General features: G+C 62.8%; 15 protein-coding genes and 1 tRNA gene. 12 read left to right on the forward strand and 4 right to left on the reverse strand.

Features of this window, described 5'->3' with window-relative positions:
- Positions 1–83: 83 nt before the first annotated feature.
- Both NA29_RS07735 and NA29_RS07740 read right to left on the reverse strand, forming a co-directional pair.
- Positions 84–1,100 (reverse strand): hypothetical protein, encoded by a 1,017-nt coding sequence (locus NA29_RS07735; protein WP_039397269.1) that lies wholly within the window; start codon positions 1,098–1,100, stop codon positions 84–86.
- Between the two features lie 398 nt (positions 1,101–1,498).
- Complete coding sequence (locus tag NA29_RS07740) at positions 1,499–2,365, reverse strand: CsgG/HfaB family protein (protein WP_039397271.1); 867 nt, start codon at positions 2,363–2,365, stop codon at positions 1,499–1,501.
- A gap of 492 nt (positions 2,366–2,857) precedes the next feature.
- Here NA29_RS07740 and NA29_RS07745 point away from each other — a divergent pair, with 492 nt between their 5' ends.
- Positions 2,858–3,067 (forward strand): Sec-independent protein translocase family protein, encoded by a 210-nt coding sequence (locus NA29_RS07745; RefSeq protein ID WP_039397273.1) that lies wholly within the window; start codon positions 2,858–2,860, stop codon positions 3,065–3,067.
- Between the two features lie 101 nt (positions 3,068–3,168).
- Here NA29_RS07745 and NA29_RS07750 read toward each other — a convergent pair.
- Positions 3,169–3,243: transfer RNA gene (locus NA29_RS07750), tRNA-Arg, on the reverse strand.
- Between the two features lie 1,113 nt (positions 3,244–4,356).
- A complete protein-coding gene (locus NA29_RS07755) occupies positions 4,357–4,962 on the reverse strand; it encodes a hypothetical protein (RefSeq protein ID WP_150659859.1) in 606 nt (201 codons plus the stop codon).
- A 595-nt stretch (positions 4,963–5,557) separates the two neighbouring features.
- Here NA29_RS07755 and NA29_RS07760 point away from each other — a divergent pair.
- From NA29_RS07760 to NA29_RS07810, 11 genes are all read left to right on the forward strand, one after another.
- A complete protein-coding gene (locus NA29_RS07760; RefSeq protein WP_039397276.1) occupies positions 5,558–6,751 on the forward strand; it encodes a porin in 1,194 nt (397 codons plus the stop codon).
- Positions 6,752–6,936: 185 nt separating this feature from the next.
- The gene (locus NA29_RS07765; protein ID WP_039397278.1) at positions 6,937–7,737 is read left to right on the forward strand and encodes a GntR family transcriptional regulator; all 801 of its coding nucleotides are present in this window, start codon (positions 6,937–6,939) and stop codon (positions 7,735–7,737) included.
- Between the two features lie 20 nt (positions 7,738–7,757).
- Positions 7,758–8,972, forward strand: coding sequence for an ABC transporter substrate-binding protein (locus NA29_RS07770; protein ID WP_039397280.1), 1,215 nt, complete (start codon positions 7,758–7,760; stop codon positions 8,970–8,972).
- A 4-nt stretch (positions 8,973–8,976) separates the two neighbouring features.
- Entirely contained in the window at positions 8,977–9,849 is an 873-nt protein-coding gene (locus tag NA29_RS07775; RefSeq protein ID WP_039397282.1) for a branched-chain amino acid ABC transporter permease, read from the forward strand.
- Between the two features lie 23 nt (positions 9,850–9,872).
- Complete coding sequence (locus tag NA29_RS07780; RefSeq protein ID WP_039397284.1) at positions 9,873–10,889, forward strand: branched-chain amino acid ABC transporter permease; 1,017 nt, start codon at positions 9,873–9,875, stop codon at positions 10,887–10,889.
- Complete coding sequence (locus tag NA29_RS07785; RefSeq protein WP_039397286.1) at positions 10,882–11,658, forward strand: ABC transporter ATP-binding protein; 777 nt, start codon at positions 10,882–10,884, stop codon at positions 11,656–11,658. The genes NA29_RS07780 and NA29_RS07785 overlap by 8 nt, the downstream gene beginning before the upstream one ends.
- A complete protein-coding gene (locus NA29_RS07790; RefSeq protein WP_039397288.1) occupies positions 11,655–12,365 on the forward strand; it encodes an ABC transporter ATP-binding protein in 711 nt (236 codons plus the stop codon). The genes NA29_RS07785 and NA29_RS07790 overlap by 4 nt, the downstream gene beginning before the upstream one ends.
- A 4-nt stretch (positions 12,366–12,369) precedes the next feature.
- Positions 12,370–13,638 carry a 3-isopropylmalate dehydratase large subunit gene (locus tag NA29_RS07795; protein ID WP_039397290.1) on the forward strand — a complete coding sequence of 423 codons (1,269 nt, stop codon included), beginning with the start codon at positions 12,370–12,372 and terminating at the stop codon, positions 13,636–13,638.
- Positions 13,639–13,677: 39 nt separating this feature from the next.
- On the forward strand, positions 13,678–14,208 hold the full coding sequence (locus NA29_RS07800; protein ID WP_039397293.1) for a LeuD/DmdB family oxidoreductase small subunit: 531 nt from the start codon (positions 13,678–13,680) through the stop codon (positions 14,206–14,208).
- Positions 14,202–15,902: a hydantoinase B/oxoprolinase family protein gene (locus NA29_RS07805; RefSeq protein ID WP_039397295.1), complete on the forward strand. Its 1,701-nt coding sequence runs from the start codon at positions 14,202–14,204 to the stop codon at positions 15,900–15,902. The genes NA29_RS07800 and NA29_RS07805 overlap by 7 nt, the downstream gene beginning before the upstream one ends.
- On the forward strand, positions 15,899–17,950 hold the full coding sequence (locus NA29_RS07810) for a hydantoinase/oxoprolinase family protein (RefSeq protein WP_039397297.1): 2,052 nt from the start codon (positions 15,899–15,901) through the stop codon (positions 17,948–17,950). Before NA29_RS07805 ends, NA29_RS07810 begins: the two co-directional genes overlap by 4 nt.
- Positions 17,951–17,956 lie beyond the last annotated feature (6 nt).

A 17,956-nucleotide genomic window follows, 5' to 3' on the forward strand; every position in this document is an offset into this window, starting at 1 on the left:
AGTGTGTCCCGTTGACAGTTGTTGACGGCTAGGCGACATGGCGTGTACAGACGGCCTCGTCGCCTCGTCGCCTCGTTGACGAGTTAGCGGGTCCAGCCCTGAAACTCTGTGGCCATCGCGAGAAGCGCTTTCGCAGCGGTGTCCACCGCGCCGGGCCAGTCTTGCGAGGCGGGGGGTGGTCGGAAATCGTCCACGTCGGCGCGATGACTCAGGCGTTCCGGGCTGAAGTGCGTGTCGTAACGATCGTCATGACGCGCCGACGCCGATAGTGCCGTTCGCGGCGCACCCAGATACCACACCGGCACCCCCAGGCCTTCGGCCAGATGGGCGTGTCCGGCATCCAGTGCGATCACCAGATCGAGATTGTCGATGAGCGATGCTTCGTCGGCCAGATCGTCACAGTCCGTGCGCCAGTCGATCCAGTCGACCGATTCCGGCGGCATGGCATCGGATGCCCCGTCTCCCTGCTTACCCAGCGGCACCCAGGAAACCCCAGGCACGCGCAGCAACGGTGCCAGCGACATCAGGCGCGAGGTGCTCAGTGACGTTCCTTCCAGTCCCACGCTGTCGAGCGCATCCAGTCCGGCAAACCCTACGCAGAGGCCATGTTGTGCGGCGGCCGCCAGTCGGTCGCGCCAGTGTCGCGCGGGGACGGCGGCTACGCGCAGGAATGGACGTCCGGCGTGCGCATGTGCAGCTTGCGGGCCGAGCGTGCGCGCGAGCGAGGCGAGCGTGCAGCGCAGATCCCAGTCTGAGACGTTGCGCGGCATACGCGAAAGCACGACGACGCGCTCTCCCATCGACCATTCGACCAGGCGCCGCGCGTTCGCCGGACCGACAAAGCCGACCTTGCCGAAGCGTGCGGACGCGACTTCCAGTTGCCTGAGCTGGCTGACCAGATCGTTGTCGTGCTCGTTGCCGATGACCAAAAGATGTTGATGCAGCGTATCGCCGCCCCCGGTCCAGTTGGGCAGCGGACAGTCCGGATGCGGGCTGAGCGCTGCGCCGACCTGAGCCCAGGCCTGAGCGACGGCGCTCGCGGCGGGGGCGTCGGCGTTGGGTGTCGTAAGCGGGACAGCGCGCTGCGAAGGCTTCGTCATACGAATCCTGGCATCGATAGAGGACAACGAAGAGCGGAATTGCGCGCACGGGCGGCGAGCGCGGCGACGCAACACCTACGAAACACCTGGGTCGTGCTAATGAATGCTTAGGTATTGCTCAGGTAACGGCTAGGCAAACGGCTTGGGCGACGCGCAAGCGATGGCTCAAGCAAAAACGTAGGCAGAGCAACTCAGGCACTTTGGGGGGAGGGCACGTGGGGAATGATAGTGGAGCGGAGATTGGCGGCTAGGCGGTTGCCTTTGCCGACGGGGCCAATCCATTTGCTGGACGGCAAAATATTTGAGGTTTGAAGCGGGTGGGACCGAGGGGACATAAAACCATCCCTCAAACCTGCCGAGGAGACAGGTCTGAGGGACGGCTAATCGCGCAAGCGTGATTACTTCTTCTTGCGGACGGCCTTCTTGGTCGGTGCGGGTGCGTCGTCGTCCTGGACGGTGAGTTGGCCGCCCGTGCCGAGGCCACCGGCGACGGTTTGTTGCTTGTAGTTCTTCACGGCGCGCACGACGTTGTTATACGAGTCGGTGAACGCGGCCACGATGACCTTGCCTTCGGCGGTGTTCGAGTAGCCGCCGAGCGAGCCGCCGGCCGAGCTGCCGACGATACGGCCGAGGGCGCCGAAGTCCATGGCGGTGGCGCTGCCTTCGGCGGCGGCGATCTGCACGCTGGAGCGGTTGTCGATGACAGTCAGCATGGTGCTGGCTTCTTTCGAGTTCATGCTGCCGGCGAGCGCGCCGATAGCTGCACCGATACCGCCGGGCAGAAGACCGGCGATGCTGGCCCCGGCACCGCCGGCGTTATTGTTCGTGAAGGTGATCGACGGGCTCAGCGCGTAATCGGCGGAGACCATCTTGCCCTTGCCGAAGTTCGACTTGTTGCGCAGTTCGCCGGACTCTTGCAGGGCGCGTTCGCCCATGATCGTGTTCATGCCGCGGCCGCGATCGACGATCACGAAGCAGTTCGATTGCTGGACCAGCAGCTTGAGCACCGGGACGGTCGAGCCGAGCTTGTACTGGCCGGTCAGTACACCGTACCAGGGGGCGGAGGTGTCTTCGATGACCGCCATGGTGCCTAGCGGGCGATCGCATTTTTCAAGCGTTTGGTTAGCGTTTTCGGAGTTCGCACCGCCGGCGGATCCGGTGGCGGCCGTTTTGGCGCTGCTGCTCCCTTGGTTCATGGTCGAGCAACCCGCCATGATGCCGGCTGCCAGAAGCAGGCCGGTGACTTTTACGAGATGGTGTGCCATTTTCCTAGTTCTTTAGAATGTTGTTCTGGAAATTGGCGGCGCTGCCGTGCCCGCTTTTGTAACGGATTTGGCCCAGTCGGGGACGCCGCCTAATGCCAGGAGTCCAAAAAAGCAGGAGTGAAATCGATTTACGGTAGGACTCCTATGCTGAAATGCTCCGTAAGAACATTCCGCGCCGCATGCTAGCACGGGCGTAAAGTGCGTATGCCCTATCAAAAATAGCGGGGATTACGAACGGATTAAGGCACTGCTCTCGTAGGTCTTAGGTAAGTATTAGGGGAAAACCACGAGGTTATGGTTTGCGGGCGAGTGGTGGGTGTGTATCGGCATGAATTTGTATGGAGTCATGACAATTCGATAGACGAATTGGGGTTGGATGTTGCGAGCCAAATGGACCAAATAGTCGAAAAATTGGCCTCGCGCAGCAAACGCTGTGCGTGACAATGTGCAGCATTAACCGTCGTTCCACGACACTAATAAGTGAGGAGAGTTATGGGGCACCTAGGCATCTGGCATTGGTTGATTGTGTTGCTGTTTTTGGTATTTTTCCTGTACCCCTATGCGCGCATTATTCGTCGCGCGGGATTCTCGCCCTGGTGGGTGCTGGTGGCATTTGTACCGCTTCTCAATTTCGTGATGATTTGGGTGTTCGCATTTGTTCAGTGGCCGGCATTGGAAAAGAAGTCGAGCGCTCCTTACTGACGTCTTGGCACTGAAGTACTTGTGAAAGCAAAAAAGCCCCGTCCGACGAACGCCGGACGGGGCTTTTTTTGCTAAATCTCATGAGACGCGGGACGCAAAATTGGTCCCCCCGACAGGAATCGAACCTGTATCTAGCGCTTAGGAGGCACTCGTTCTATCCATTGAACTACAGGGAGAGACTGGATGTTATCCAGCGGGACGCAATAGCATCGTTCATGCAGGTACGATGCGAGGGCAAGAGTATAGCAAAATCGTTACGGGCGAATGGCGTCCGCCTCCACACGGGCACGCAAAATTGGGGGGGGACGGTTGATGGAGGTCGGGATCTGGGCACGGTGTCGGCCAAGGCGCTGTTGCCGACGATATCGCGCACTACTGGAGGGGGCTCGAAGAGTCGAGGCGTCCGGTAAGACCGAAAACCACTGCCGGTCACTCGCTGAAGCAGATTGCAGAGTACTTCAGCGCTATCACGATAGCTGAACTGACGCCCAAGAAGCTTGTGAAACGCGCTCAGTCAAGACATAGGGCCGGGTCGACGCGGCTACGGTCAATAGTGCTGCTTGGCTCGTTGGGTCGTTGCGATTTGGTAATCATTCGAGTCTTCAAATTCGCCGCGCTTCGCTTGTGGGAGTGAGCCTGCCAGTATGCGCGCTGGAAAAGGCTAGGGCTGCGTGTTGTTCGTCAGTCCTGAGGCCAAAGTAATACTTAGCCGCTCATCGACTCCTGTCCTATTGCCTTCGCCAGCCATGATGGAAGGGCCGCACGTGGAGATGTGAGCGTGTTCCAGTCGTCGGCCGACATTCGCCTGTGAAGCGCGCTTAACGACTTCGTAACATGAGCTCGGCCCATCCATGCCAGAGCGCGTACCGCGTCTCCCCCGGTCCGCCTCCCAGTGCGCGCATTCATTGAGGCGCATGCCTTATTGCGGCCACCGACCGCCAAAGCCGAAGTTTTCGACTCCGCTCGGACGAAAGGAATACCTCACGAGTCGGGACCTGTTGCGTAAGGCCGAAGACATTCGCCGAATTCCCGCCGTAAGACATCACGACTTCGCCTGACTTTTCCGCAAATGCTCGTACTACCTTTTCCGCAGGGCAGGTCACAGAGGGCTTAGGTAAGCGCGACAGAATCAGGCTTCAATCGATAAGGGCGCCCCGCTCCCCGAGAAAATAATTCAAGGTGCTACAGCGGTTAGGGTTGGACGCAGGAGGCGATCGCGCGTCGCAGGAACTGGCCGAGATACGCGGATTGGCCGAGAACAAGAATGACTGTTGAGGACCACCGTGCATTCATTCCGGGCTTAATACGGAGTATGCGCTGAGATGAGATTCGGCCATTTTCAAACTCGTTTCGAGCTGCCAAAGCCTGAGATGACGCTCCGGAGTCATCTCGCCCGGAAGCTCCCGTAGTGTTTTCAATTGCAGTGCCAAATCGTCCCTCACAGCAAGCGCAGCATAAATCTTCTTTTTTGCTTCGGACAATGCATCGGTCTTGGACGCAACCGCCTGAATCAGGTTGGAAGATGTATAAACTTCTGCGAGCGACATCCCCATACTCCCCTTCAATCCATCTCCGTCCGGAACGCCACGGTATGCGGTGGTGGTTTTTGATTCTTCCCCTTTGACGTGGACGAGGACGAAGTAGTAATCGAATTCTCGACTAGGAATTGGCGTCAGACTCGCAGGTTTGTACTCTTCAAGGTTTAATTTTGGCGTGGTGGCATAGATGAACGAATCACTACTGATACGAAACGCCTTGGCCGGAAACTGTTGAAAATTCCTGTCTTCGAAGACAACTTTCTCCGCACCGTCGAAACCACTTCCCTCGATAAGAATCTCGACGTTTTCCCTCATCAACACTACATCTGGCGTAACTCGCTTAACAACGGCCGGCATGATTGACCCCTCGTATTCATCTACGCACTATCCAATCGGATAACTCGGAGGATAGGTCCCGTGCCGTCAATGTCCATGTAAAGGTTGACAGGCTATGAGTGGAGAAGTTTGATAAGGCCGAGTGTCTACGCATTTCCGTCGAGCAAAACGCCGCGCTGACGATGTCTCGGGAATTTCCCGATAGAACAACCGGGATTGGCATTTGTTCCATTGACGCTACAAATTGGCCCTCCTAGAGTCGTCGCCATGATGACTCGTTCCTTCCTGCCTATGCTCACGTCCGCCCGCATTCGAGCGGCACAGCACGTGCATCGCGTGCTGCGCGAGTAACTCGCCGCCTCTCAGCGCGTCTGGGCGTTCGCCGCGTTTGTCACATTCACCCTTTGTGACAAATCGCATCGGACGCCGCCGCGCTCACCCCATTCGCCCCATGCCGGACGACGCGCTACTCATAAGCGCGCCGCGGCGTCGTGCGCCCTCGCGATTCGATACGTGACGCGAGCGAGTTCCAAGCAACACCGGACTCGCCGCAACGGTCGACGCACGGCGTCGTGGGGTGCTGTTTTCCTCAACAACAAGTAAGACGCCCAACCTCATGACGCACTCCTCGCGCATATCGTCAAAACTGCTGCCGTTCACTGGTGCCGCCAGTGTCACCAGTGTTGCTCTACTCCTCGCAAGCGTCGCAACACCCGCGCTCGCCCAATCGAGCGTCACGCTCTACGGCCTGATCGAATCCGCCGTCGTCTCGCAAAACCACGCCAGCCCCACCGGCGGTCGCATCTACTCCGTCAATCAGGCAGGCGAAGGCTTCCTCTCCGCCAGCCGCTTTGGTCTGCAAGGCATCGAAGACCTCGGCGGCGGGATGAAAGCCCGCTTCGTGCTCGAAAACGGCTTCAACTCGCAAGCCGGCACCTTCGATCAGCAAGGACAGCTCTTCGGACGCCAGGCGTTCGTCGCGCTGCAAGGCGGATGGGGGGAACTGGCGTTCGGGCGTCAATACACCGGGGCCGTCGTCGCCATTTCGATGGTCGATCCGATCTTCATCGGCGCACCGCCCACGAACTCGTGGCTCGTCTTTCTGACCGGTCAACGCTACAACAACGCACTCACCTGGACGAAGAAGTTCGGCCCGTTCGGCGTGAACCTGCAATACGCGTTCGGCGGCGTCGCGGGGCAAGGCTCGGCGCGCTCGTCCGCATCGGGCGGCGTGTCGTGGGACCAGAACGGCAACGTCTTCACCGGCCAACTGCAGCAGACGCACGACTCACAAAGCCGCACCGCGAAGACATGGTCGCTCGGCGGCAAAGTCAGCTATGGCCAATGGAAGTTCCATGCAGACTACCTGCAAAGCCAACGCGATCCCGGCTTCGACGTGACCAACGGCGGCGTCGACTACGCGTCGATCACCAACATGAGCACGGCCGCCACGCCAACGACCGTGGCCGCCATCGGATCCGTGTTCTCTGCCGCACGACGCGATCAGTTCTTCACCCTCGGTGCGACCTATCTGCTCAGCCCGTCGTGGCAATTCATCGCCGCCTATATGTACAACAACACCACGGCGGTCAATTTCAGCGGCAAGCGCCAGACTCTCTACGGCGTCGTCGATTACTTCCTCTCGAAGCGAACCGACGTCTACTTCGCCACCGCATACGAACGTGTCGACGGGGGCTGGGGCGGTCTGTTCGGCACCACGACCACCAACTGGACCGGCGGCAACGGTGTGAAGCTCAACGGCTTCGATAACCAGATGAGCTACTACATCGGTCTGCGTCACCGTTTCTGAGCGCTCAAAAACGAAGCGGCGCAGCATCCGAAAATGCTGCGCCGCAACCTTGAAACCCTTGCTGTACCTGCGTTTGCAGGCCATCTGCCCAATATCCAGAATCGCTTAGGTGTTTTCCCGATAGGACATTTTGTCTGCACCTTTGTTCTATTGACCGGACATTATGACACTTCCAGAATCGCCGCATGGATACCCCACTTCCGCTTCCGAAATATCACCAGATCTACCTCGTGCTGCGTGAGCAATTGCAGGAGGGACGCTTCGATCGGGACGGTGTGCCCGGCGAGCATCTGCTAGCCGATCAGTTCAGCGTCGCGCGCATCACGATCCGCAAAGCGATGGAAATGCTCGTGGCCGACGGTCTCGTCGTGCGTCGCCCGGGACTCGGCACATGGCCGCTGCATGCCGGTCAGCGCACCGGTGGCGGCAAGACGCCCGGCATTTCCCGGGAAAAGGCGCACCTCACGGGTCTGCTCGAAAACATCGTCAACATGGGCCTGCGCACGAGTGTCGCTGTGCTCGAATCGTCGGTCGTCGGCGCGAGCGACGCGGTCGCAGATGCGCTGACGCTTGCGCCCGGTGCCCCCGTCTACAAGAGCATTCGTGTGCGTAGCACGCAAGCCGGGCCGCTGTCGTACATCACCACGCACGTGCCGCAGGACATCGCGCAAATCCGTCGCGAAGAGCTCGAACGCAAACCGCTGCTGATGCTGCTCGAAGAAGCGGGCGTCGAGCTGGGCGGGGCGACGCAAACCATTTCCGCGCGTCTGGCCGATGCCGTCGTGGCGCGCCATCTCGATATTGCCGTCGGCTCCGCACTGCTCGCGGTCACGCGTCTCGTGCGCGACGTTGCCGACCGTCCGGTGCAACTTCTGCAAGGCCTGTATCGCCCAGATCGCTACCAGTACCAGCTTCAACTCTCGCGCGTCGGCGACATCGACGCCAAGGTCTGGGTCAGCGAAGAACTGTCTGCCCAATTCCACTGAACACGTCCGGAGAATCTTTCATGAGTTCGCGTCGCACGTTCCTGCGTCAGTCCACCGCCATGGCCGCGCTCGCCGCTGCCTCCACCAGCACCCCGTGGCTCGCGCGTGCTGCCGGCAAGCCGGTCAAGATCGGCGTGCTTCACCCCGTCACCGGTGCACTGGCCTATTCAGGACAACAATGCCGTCTGGGTGCGCTGCTCGCCATCGATGACATCAACGCAGCAGGCGGCATCAAGTCGCTCGGCGGAGCGCCCATCGAAGCGATGCTCGGCGACGCACAATCACGTCCCGAAGCCGGTTCGGCCGAAGTCGAAAAAATGAACGAAGCCGGCGTGTCGGCGATCCTCGGTGCCTACGCCTCGGCCATTTGTCTGGCAACGACGCAAACCGCCGCGAAGTATGGTCTGCCGCACGTGGTCGACGTCGGTGTGGCCGACCAGATCGTCGAGCGCGGCCTGACCAACACGTTCCGCTTCGGTCCCGGCTACCGCATGTGCTCGCTGCGCGCCGTCGACGACCTTGCCGCGTTGAACAACGCCGCAGGCAAGCCTGCGAAGACCGTCATGATCGTGCACGAGGAGTCGCTCTTCGGCACCGGCACGGCCGCACTGCTGCAAAAGGAACTGCCCGCGCGCGGCTTCGAAATCAAGGAAGTCATCAAGCACGCGAACCCCACGCGTGACTTCAACAACATCGTGCTGCGCATGCGCTCGGTCAACCCGGATATCGTGATTCCGGCGAACTACTACAACGAATACGCGCTGCTGCTGCGTGCGATGAAGCAGCAGAAGGTGCGCCCGAAGGCGATCTACTCGGTCCTGGGCGGCGCCGCGTCGAGCTACAAATTTCTGAAGGAATTTCCGGATATCGCCGACGGCATCATCGACTGCAATCACTGGTTCAACCCGAAAGACCCGCGCGTGGCGTCGCTCAAGAAGCGCGTGGAAGCGAAGGGCGCTTACTTCAGCTACGAAGTGTTCATGACGTACACGGCCATGATGCTGCTGGCCGACGCCATCGAGCGCGCCAAATCGGTCGACCGCGCAGCCATCACAGCGGCGCTTGCGTCGAGTACGTTCAAGGATCACATCATGCCGTACGGTCCGACCAAGTTCGTGAACGGTCAGAACACGGGCGCGCAGCCGCTGCTCACGCAGGTCTCGGGCGGGGACATCAAAGTGATTCTGCCGGACAGCTATCGCCAGGTCGCGCCGGTCTTCCCGCTCAAGGCCTGATGCAATGCTAGATCCGGTCATTCTGCTTTCAGCCGTGCTCAACGGGCTCACGACGGGCGCGGTCTACGCGCTCATCGCGCTCGGCCTCACGCTGGTCTACGGCGTGCTGCACATCATCAACTTCGCGCACGGCGCGGCGTTGATGGTGGCGCTTTATGCCGTCTGGCTGCTTCGCGAGAAGCTCGGCATCGACCCGTACGTGGCGTTGCCGTTCGTCACGCTGGGCATGTTTGCGCTCGGCTACGCACTGCAACGCGCGGTCATCGAGCGCGCCAGTCACGGCAAGGACGAGAACATTCTGCTCGTGACGCTTGGACTGGCCATCGTGCTCGAAAACCTCGCGCTGGTGGTGTTCAAGTCGGACACGCACACGATCGATACGCCTTACACGCTGGCTACTGTCGATATCGGGCCCGTCATGCTCGCACTGCCCAAGCTGATCGCGTTCGGTGGCGCGCTGGCTGCTGCTGCCGTGCTGTTCTGGATCATGCGCTCGACGGATCTGGGACGCGCAATTCGCGCGGTCGCGAAGGAGAAACACGGCGCGAAGCTCATGGGCATCGATGTGGAGCGCGTGTACGCGCTCTCGTTCGGCATCGGCATGGCCTGTGTAGGCGCTGCCGCGTGCTTCTTGCTGCCGACGTATTACGTCAATCCGCAGGTCGGTGGCGGCTTCGTGCTGGTGGCGTTCACGATCGTCGTGCTCGGCGGCATGGGGAGCTTCGTCGGCGCGCTCGTGGGCGGTCTGCTCATCGGTGTGGTCGAGTCGCTGGGCGGTCTGTGGCTCGGCGATTCGCTCGGCCAGATGGGCATCTTCGCCATTTTCATCGTCGTCGTGCTGCTGCGCCCGCAGGGGCTCTTCGGCGCACGCGCCTGACGGAAGACGGCGGGAGAAAAACAATGAAAGATCTTCGGATGATTGTGCTGTTCGGTGTTGTGATGACAGCGTTGCTGTTCACGCTCCAGTCCGGCGTGTGGCTGTCGTTCCTGATGATGACGTTCTACACCGTGCTGCTTTCGCAGTCGTGGAACATTCTCGGCGGGTTCGGTGGGCAGTTGTCGTTCGGCCACGCGCTGTTCTTCGGCGTCGGTGCCTACGCGCAGGCCATCGCGCAATTGCAGTGGGGGTGGAACCCGTGGCTGGCCATGCCGTTCGCGATGGCGGCCGGCACGGGGGTCGCCGTTTTGCTCGGGGCCGTGACGTTCCGCTATGGCCTGAAGGGATCGTACTTCGCGCTCGTGACGCTCGCGTTCGCCGAGGTGTTCCGCATTCTGGCCGTGTCGCTGCCGTTCACCGGGGCGGGCGTCGGTCTGATGGTCCCGCTGCGCCAAAGCCTGGGCAATCTTCAGTTCGCCTCACCGCGTGGCTACGCGGCGCTGCTGCTCGTGTTCGTGATGGCGGCACTGCTGGTCACCGCCTGGCTGCGCCATTCGCGCTTTGGCGCATGGTTGCAGGCGGTACGCGACAACGAGAACGCGGCGCGCGCCGTCGGCGTGAACCCGTTGCGTGTGAAGCTCGGTGCCATTGCGCTCTCCGGTGCGTTCATGAGCGCGGCAGGCATGTGCTACGTGCAGATGTTCCAGTACATCGATGCTGGCATCGCTTTCGGTTCGACGATTTCGGTCGAGGCGCTGGTCGGCGTGATCGTGGGCGGCATGGGCACGCTCTGGGGCCCGGTCTTCGGTGCAGCCGTGTTGTACACGCTCGGCGAGCTCACCCGCAACCTGTTCGGCGAACTGCCCGGCCTGTCGATGGTGATCTACGGCGCCGTGCTGATCTTGATTGTCATGTTCCTGCCGCGTGGCATCACGGGCGCAGGTGCGTCGGTGCGCCGCTTGCTGGGCATGGATCGGAAGACCAGCGCCACACATGGCGCTCAGCCGACGACATCGCGCGAGGAGAAGGCCCGTGTCTGACATCTTGTTGAGGGCCGATGGCTTGTCCATCACGTTTGGCGGTCTCAAGGCTGTGCAGGACGTCAGTCTCGACGTCAAGGCCGGTACGCTCACGGCGCTCGTGGGCCCGAACGGCGCAGGCAAGACCACGCTTTTCGGCCTGCTTTCCGGCTTTCTCACGCCCACGGCCGGTCGCGTCGAATTTCAGGGGCGCGACATTACCGGTCAGGCACCGTACGACACAGCGCGTCAGGGGCTGACGCGCACGTTCCAGATCGTGCAGCCGTTTGGCGCGCAGACGGTGCGCGAGAACATCGCTGTCGGCGCGCATCTGCACCAGCGCGACCGTCGTGCGGCGCTGCGTGAGGCCGAGGAAGTCGCGCTACGCACCAACCTGCAAGCGCAGCTCGACAAACCAGCGGCCGACCTGACCGTGTGCGGGCGCAAGCGTCTCGAACTGGCCCGCGCACTCGCGACTAAACCTCGTCTCTTACTGCTCGACGAAGTGCTCGCGGGCCTGAATCCGAGCGAAATCGACGAAATCATTCCGGTGGTGCGCGAGATCGCGGATCGCGGCACGACGGTGCTGATGATCGAGCACGTGATGCGCGCCGTCATGAGTCTCGCCGAACACGTGTGGGTGCTGGCGCAAGGCAAGTTGATCGCGGCAGGCACGCCGCGTGAAGTGACGTCCGACCCGGCCGTGATCGAAGCCTATCTGGGGCACGGCACCGCCGCGCGGCTGGCTGCACAGTCGCGCGTGCCGATGACGAAGGGAGACGTGCAATGAGCCATCTTCTCGAAGTCGAGGGCTTGCATACCGGCTATGGCCGCGTGGAAGTACTGCGCGGCGTAGATCTGACGGTCGGCGAGGGCGAAATCGTGGTGCTCCTCGGCAGCAACGGCGCGGGCAAGTCCACGCTGAACAACACCCTGTCCGGCATCAATCCCGTGTGGTCGGGACGCGTGCGCTTCGACGGGCACGATCTCACCGGACGCCATTATCGCGAAGTCGTCAAAGCCGGGCTGATTCAAGTGCCGGAAGGGCGTCGCATCTTCCCGAACCTTAGCGTGCGGGAAAACCTCGCGCTGGGCGCGTTCGCCCGTGGCCGGGCGTCGCGGGAGGAGCGGCTGGAGCGCATGCTCGACCTGTTTCCGCGTCTTCGCGAGCGCATCGACCAGGCGGCGGGAACGATGTCCGGCGGCGAGCAGCAGATGCTGGCTATCGGACGCGGTCTGATGGCCGAACCCCGTCTGCTGATCCTTGACGAGCCGTCGCTCGGTCTCTCGCCGCTCATGGTGGAAGAGCTGTTTTCGCTGATTTCACGTCTGCAACGCGAAGGCCTGTCGATCCTGCTGGTGGAGCAGAACGTCGGGCAGTCGCTGGAGACCGGTCAGCGCGGCTACGTCCTCGAAAACGGTGCGATCCGCCATCGCGGCACCTGTGCAGAATTGCTCGCCAGCAGCGATCTGCGCCGGGCCTATCTCGGAATGTAAGGGAATGACTGTGCCTCAAACTTTGACGCAAAAGCTGCTGGCAGCGGCGTGTGGGCGTGACGAAGTCGCCGTGGGCGAGATCGTCACGTGCGGCGTCGACCTCGCCATGTTTCACGATTCCAGCGGTCCGCGCCGCTTGCAGCCGATGCTCGAATCGCTCGGCGCGCAACTATGGAACAAGTCCAAAGTCGTGCTCGTGATCGATCACTACGTGCCGGAAACCGACGACGAATCGCGCCGTATCGTGCGTATCGCCCGCGATTGGGCGAGTGCGCAACAACTGCCCAATGTCTATGACTCCGTAGGCATCTGTCACGTGGTCGTGCCCGAACACGGTCATCTGCGCCCGGGCATGTTCTGCGTCGGCGGCGACTCGCACTCGCCCACGGGCGGTGCGTTCGGCGCGTACATGTTCGGCATCGGCAGTACGGAAATGCTGGGCGTGGCGGTGTCCGGTGAAATCTGGGTAAAGGTGCCCGACACGATTCAGATGCGCTGGGACGGCAAGCTTGCCGACGGCGTGACCGCGAAGGACATGATGCTGCACATGATCGGTCGCTTCGGGATGAATGGCGGACGCTATCAGGCCATCGAGTTTTGTGGCGAGGCGGTGCGCGCCCTGTCGATGCAGGAGCGCATGACGCTCTCGAACATGAGCGCAGAACTCGGCTCGCAAGTCGGTCTGATCGCACCGGACACCACGACCGTCGACTATCTGCGCGCTGTGGGTGTGGCCGATCCTATCGACGTCGACCGCTGGCAGAGCGACGCCGGAGCGCACGCCGAAGTGCATACCTTCGACGCGAGCACGCTCGCTCCGCAGGTCGCCGCACCGCACAGCCCGGCCAACACGCGCGCCATCGACCAATTTGCCGATGTGATGGTGGACGTCGCCTATCTCGGCGCATGCACGGGCGCGAAGCTCGAAGATTTGCGCGCGGCGGCGCGTGTGCTCAAAGGACGTCGCGTCGCCGACGGCATGCGCTTCGTCGTAGCACCGGCCTCGGCGCGCGATCAGGCGCAGGCCGTGCGTGAGGGGGTCATGGACGTGCTGGTCGAGGCGGGGGCGCAAGTCCTTGCCAACACGTGCGGCGCATGTGCGGGCTACGGCGGTTCGATCCCCGAAGGCGCGACGGTGCTGTCGAGCACCGCACGCAATTTTCGCGGACGCATGGGGGCAGAGACGGCGCAGGTCTACCTCGGTTCGCCGTACGCCGTGGCAGCTGCCGCGCTCACCGGCCGTATCGCAGATCCGCGCGAATTGCTCGCCTGATCGCTTGATCGACGATTCCTCGACTTCATCACTTCTGACATGACAACGCCAACGTCTTCTTCCGGCCGAGCGTGGCGCGTCGGTGCCGACATCGACACCGACGCGCTCGCACCCGGTGCCTACATGAAGTTCGGCATCGACGAAATCGCCCGCCATTGCCTGCATCGCGTGCGGCCCGAGTTCGCGGCCGAAGTGCGCCCGGGCGATGTCCTCGTCGCAGGCCCTAACTTCGGCATCGGGTCCTCACGCGAACAGGCGGCTGCCGCGCTCGTGCATCTCGGCGTGCGTGCGGTGATCGCGCCGTCGTTCAATGGCCTTTATTTTCGCAACGCCTTCAACGTGGGGTTGCTGCTGCTGACCTGTGCCGACGCACAGCGCATTGCCGAGGGCGAAGCCCTCACGCTCGCGCCGCGCGACGGATACGTCGAACTGGCCGATGGCAGTCGGCTGACCTGCGAGACCGTACCGGGGTTCCTCCTCGACATGGTCGACGCCGGTGGCCTGCTCAATCTGCTCAGGCAGCGCACTACGGCATCCCCATCGACATCTCACGGAGTTTCTTCATGCTAGATCCCGTCACGCTGGCGGTCCTGAAAGGCCGGCTGGAGCAGATCGCCGACGAAATGGACGCGACGCTCTACCGCAGCGCTTTCAACCCGATCATTGCCGAGGCGCACGACGCCTGCCACGGCATCTACGACGCCACTACCGGCGCAACCCTCGTGCAAGGCAAGTCCGGCCTGCCCGTATTCGTTGGCGCGATGGCGTTCGCGGTGCAGGCGGCCGCACGCGCCGCGTCCGAGCGCGGGGGGATGGTCGAGGGCGACGTCTGGCTCTTCAACGACCCGTACGAAGGCGGCACGCACGCCAATGACTTCAAACTCGTGCGTCCGGTGTTCCGCAACGGCAAGCTGTACTGCTTCCTTGCCTCGGCAGCGCACTGGCACGACGTGGGCGGCGCGGTGCCTGGCAACTACAATCCGGCGGCGACCGAATGCTGGCAGGAAGCGGTGCAGATCCCGCCTGTGCGCATCTTGCGAAGCGGTGAACTCGATCTCGATGTGCTCGCCATCCTGAAGGCCAACACGCGTCTGCCCGACAGCCTGTGGGGCGATCTGAACGGTCAACTGGCTGCGCTCGAACTCGGCGGGCGTCGTCTGTCGGATCTGCTCGACGAGTACGGCGACGGCACGGTGCAGGACGCGCTCGTTCAGTTGCGCGAGCGTGCCGTCAAGCTCATGCGCACCCACGTGGCGGCGCTGCCTGATGGCGAGTACGTCTATCAGGACACGCTGGATAACGACGGCGTGCGCGACGAGCCGCTCACGATTGCGCTGCGCATGCGCGTCGAAGGCGAGCTGCTCACGCTCGATTTCACCGGCACGTCCCCCGCGTGCATGGGGCCTGTCAACATCTCGCGCGCCACGGCGATTGCGGCTTGCTACGTCGCGCTCAAGCATCTGTTCCCGGATGTCCCGGCCAACGCCGGTGTGCTCGACGCGGTTCGCTTCGAGTTGCCCGAGGGGTTGCTGATCTCGGCGCAACGTCCGCGTCCGGTCGGGGGCTATACCGAAACCATTCTGCGCATGATCGACGTGATCTTCTGCGCGATGGCGAAGGCCGCGCCCGAGCGCGCGATGGGGCAGGCGTACGGCACGATCAACGCGTTGTCGATTGCCGGGTATCGCACCGACGAAGCGCGACGCGGTCAGCGCTGGGTGATGTTCAGCTTCTTCGGCGGCGGTCATGGCGGGCATATCGACGGCGATGGCCTGTCGCACGGCAACGCACCGATCTCGACGGCGACGATTCCGCCCGTGGAGATTCTCGAGGCTGCGTATCCGGTGCGCTTTACGCAATGGGCGCTGCGCCCCGATTCGGCCGGTGACGGCGCGCATCGCGGCGGTCTGGGTGCCATCTACGAAATCGAGTTGCTCGAAGAAAGCGCGGAAGCATTCGTGTTCGGCGAGCGCGGTCGCTCAGCGCCGCAAGGGATTGCGGGCGGCGAGGCATCGGTGCCTAACGTCTTTCGCTACCAGAACGAAGGGCAATGGCACACGCCGCCGATGGCTTCGAAGATGCTCGGCATCAAGCTGACGAAGGGCGAGCGGGTACGACTGGAGACGCCGGGCGGCGGGGGATATGGGGCACCGGCGCAGCGCGACGAAGCGGCCCGCGCCCACGACCGTGAGATGGGCTACGTGACGACACAAGCCACCGTGAGCGGTGAGCGCGGCGCGACCAAGAAGGAGCAACAGGCATGAGCGAAGCAGCAACGATTGTCGGCGTCGACGTTGGCGGCACTTTTACCGACTTGTTTGTCCTCGACGAAGCGGCCGGTGTGGCCCGCATCGTCAAGGTGCCCTCCACGCGCGGCGAAGAAGCGCGCGGCTTCATGAACGGGATCGAGCGAGTCGATACACAAGGGCGCGGGGCTGCGGCCATCGCGACCATCGTGCACGGCACGACCGTCGGCACGAATGCGCTGCTCGAGCGCAAGGTGGCGCGCACCGGGATTATTACCACGACGGGCTTTCGCGACGTGCTGGAGATGCGCCGCCGCGACCGTCCCGCCACCTGGGGGCTGCGTGGCAACTTCACACCGATCGTGCCGCGAAATCTGCGTCTTGAAGTCGATGAGCGCGTGCTGGCCGATGGCACCGTGCATACCGACGTCGACATCTCGCAGGTCGAAGCGGCGGCACGCGCTTTGCTCGAAGCGGGCTGCGACGCCGTGTGTGTCTTCTTCGTCAACGCATATGCCAATCCCGTCAACGAACAACGCGCGGTCGCGGCGGTACGCGCGCTCTGGCCGAACGGCAACGTGACGGCGGCGACCGAAGTGCTCCCGGAGATTCGTGAGTTCGAGCGGTGCTCGACGGCCACGTTGAACGCTTCGCTGCAACCGGTGGTGGGCAGCTATCTGACGCGTCTGGAGAGCGACCTGAAGGCGCGTGGCTTCGGCGGGGAACTGCTCGTCGTGCAAAGCAATGGCGGCATCATGTCGCGCCAGACGGCCTGCGACGTGCCGGTGCGTACGGCGCTCTCAGGCCCGGCCGCCGGTGTGATCGCGTGCGCGGCCATTGCGCGTTCGGCGGGCTTCGCCAACGTGGTCACGGGCGACATGGGCGGCACGTCGTTCGACGTCTCGCTGGTCGCGAACGGTGAGGCCTCGCTCGCAGCGCAGACGTCCATCGAATTCGGGATGGTGGTGCGCTCGCCGATGATCCAGATCGAAACCATCGGCGCGGGCGGCGGCTCGATTGCCTCCGTCGACGCGGGCGGGCTGTTGCAAGTCGGCCCGGAGTCGGCGGGCAGTGTGCCGGGACCGGCGTGCTACGGACGCGGCAACACGCGCCCGACCGTGACCGATGCCAACGTGCTGCTCGGTCGGATTGCGGCGGATCGTCCGCTGGGCGGCGGGTTGCTCGCCAAACTCGACGGCAATCTCGCCTTGCAGGCCATTGATACACACGTGGCCAAGCCGCTGGGCCTCGATGCTTATGCCGCAGCAGAAGCGATTCTGACCGTGGCCAACGCCAAGATGGCGGGCGCGATCCGTCTGGTGTCCATTGAGCGCGGGCACGATCCGCGACAGTTCGCTTACATGCCGTTCGGTGGCGGCGGCGCGCTGCACGTCTGCGCGATGATGCGCGAAGTCGGTACGACCACGGGCATCGTGCCGCGTTACCCAGGGGTGACGTCGGCGCTCGGTTGCGTGATCGCGGACATGCGTCACGACAGCGTGCAGACGCTCAATCAGCCGCTCGCTGCGCTCGATACGGACGACCTCGCCGAGCGTGTGGATGGGTTGGCGCAGGCGTGTCAGGCGCGTCTGGATTCGGCCGGGGTGCGCTTCGAATCGGTGCGTGAAATCATCGAACTCGACATGCTCTATGTGGGGCAGAGCCACACGGTGCGTGTGCCGGTGGCGCGCGAACGTCTGGATCGGGACGGCATTGCCGTCGCCTTCGAGACCGCCTATCGCGACGCGTTCGGCCGCGCGCTCGACGGCATTCCGGTGCGCATCATGAACCTGCGATACGCACGCATCGGTGTGCGTCCGAAGTTCGACCTCGCGGTGCTCGCACCGCAGGCCAACGCGATGCCCGAGCCGCTTGGCAGCCAGCGCGTGTATCACGCCGGACAGTGGTGGGATGCCGTGCGGTATGCGCGTCTCGATCTGCCGGTGGATGCGAGCGTCGCCGGTCCCGCAATCCTCGAACAGTCGGACACGACGATCTGGCTCGAACCGGGATTCTCGGGGCGCGTCGATGCGCTGGGCAACCTGCTCATCACGCGCGACGCCTGATGCCCG

The sequence above is a fragment of the Pandoraea sputorum genome (genome assembly GCF_000814845.2).
Classification (GTDB): Bacteria; Pseudomonadota; Gammaproteobacteria; order Burkholderiales; family Burkholderiaceae; genus Pandoraea; species Pandoraea sputorum.

What these genes read in the sequence shown, in the direction of transcription:
- NA29_RS07755 (WP_150659859.1), bottom strand. Translation starts at nt 4,962, where the DNA reads ATGCCGGCCGTTGTTAAGCGAGTTACGCCAGATGTAGTGTTGATGAGG.
- NA29_RS07805 (WP_039397295.1), top strand. Translation starts at nt 14,202, where the DNA reads ATGCTAGATCCCGTCACGCTGGCGGTCCTGAAAGGCCGGCTGGAGCAG.
- NA29_RS07790 (WP_039397288.1), top strand. Translation starts at nt 11,655, where the DNA reads ATGAGCCATCTTCTCGAAGTCGAGGGCTTGCATACCGGCTATGGCCGC.
- NA29_RS07735 (WP_039397269.1), bottom strand. Translation starts at nt 1,100, where the DNA reads ATGACGAAGCCTTCGCAGCGCGCTGTCCCGCTTACGACACCCAACGCC.
- NA29_RS07810 (WP_039397297.1), top strand. Translation starts at nt 15,899, where the DNA reads ATGAGCGAAGCAGCAACGATTGTCGGCGTCGACGTTGGCGGCACTTTT.
- NA29_RS07760 (WP_039397276.1), top strand. Translation starts at nt 5,558, where the DNA reads ATGACGCACTCCTCGCGCATATCGTCAAAACTGCTGCCGTTCACTGGT.
- NA29_RS07800 (WP_039397293.1), top strand. Translation starts at nt 13,678, where the DNA reads ATGACAACGCCAACGTCTTCTTCCGGCCGAGCGTGGCGCGTCGGTGCC.
- NA29_RS07780 (WP_039397284.1), top strand. Translation starts at nt 9,873, where the DNA reads ATGAAAGATCTTCGGATGATTGTGCTGTTCGGTGTTGTGATGACAGCG.
- NA29_RS07765 (WP_039397278.1), top strand. Translation starts at nt 6,937, where the DNA reads ATGGATACCCCACTTCCGCTTCCGAAATATCACCAGATCTACCTCGTG.
- NA29_RS07770 (WP_039397280.1), top strand. Translation starts at nt 7,758, where the DNA reads ATGAGTTCGCGTCGCACGTTCCTGCGTCAGTCCACCGCCATGGCCGCG.
- NA29_RS07745 (WP_039397273.1), top strand. Translation starts at nt 2,858, where the DNA reads ATGGGGCACCTAGGCATCTGGCATTGGTTGATTGTGTTGCTGTTTTTG.
- NA29_RS07740 (WP_039397271.1), bottom strand. Translation starts at nt 2,365, where the DNA reads ATGGCACACCATCTCGTAAAAGTCACCGGCCTGCTTCTGGCAGCCGGC.
- NA29_RS07775 (WP_039397282.1), top strand. Translation starts at nt 8,977, where the DNA reads ATGCTAGATCCGGTCATTCTGCTTTCAGCCGTGCTCAACGGGCTCACG.
- NA29_RS07795 (WP_039397290.1), top strand. Translation starts at nt 12,370, where the DNA reads ATGACTGTGCCTCAAACTTTGACGCAAAAGCTGCTGGCAGCGGCGTGT.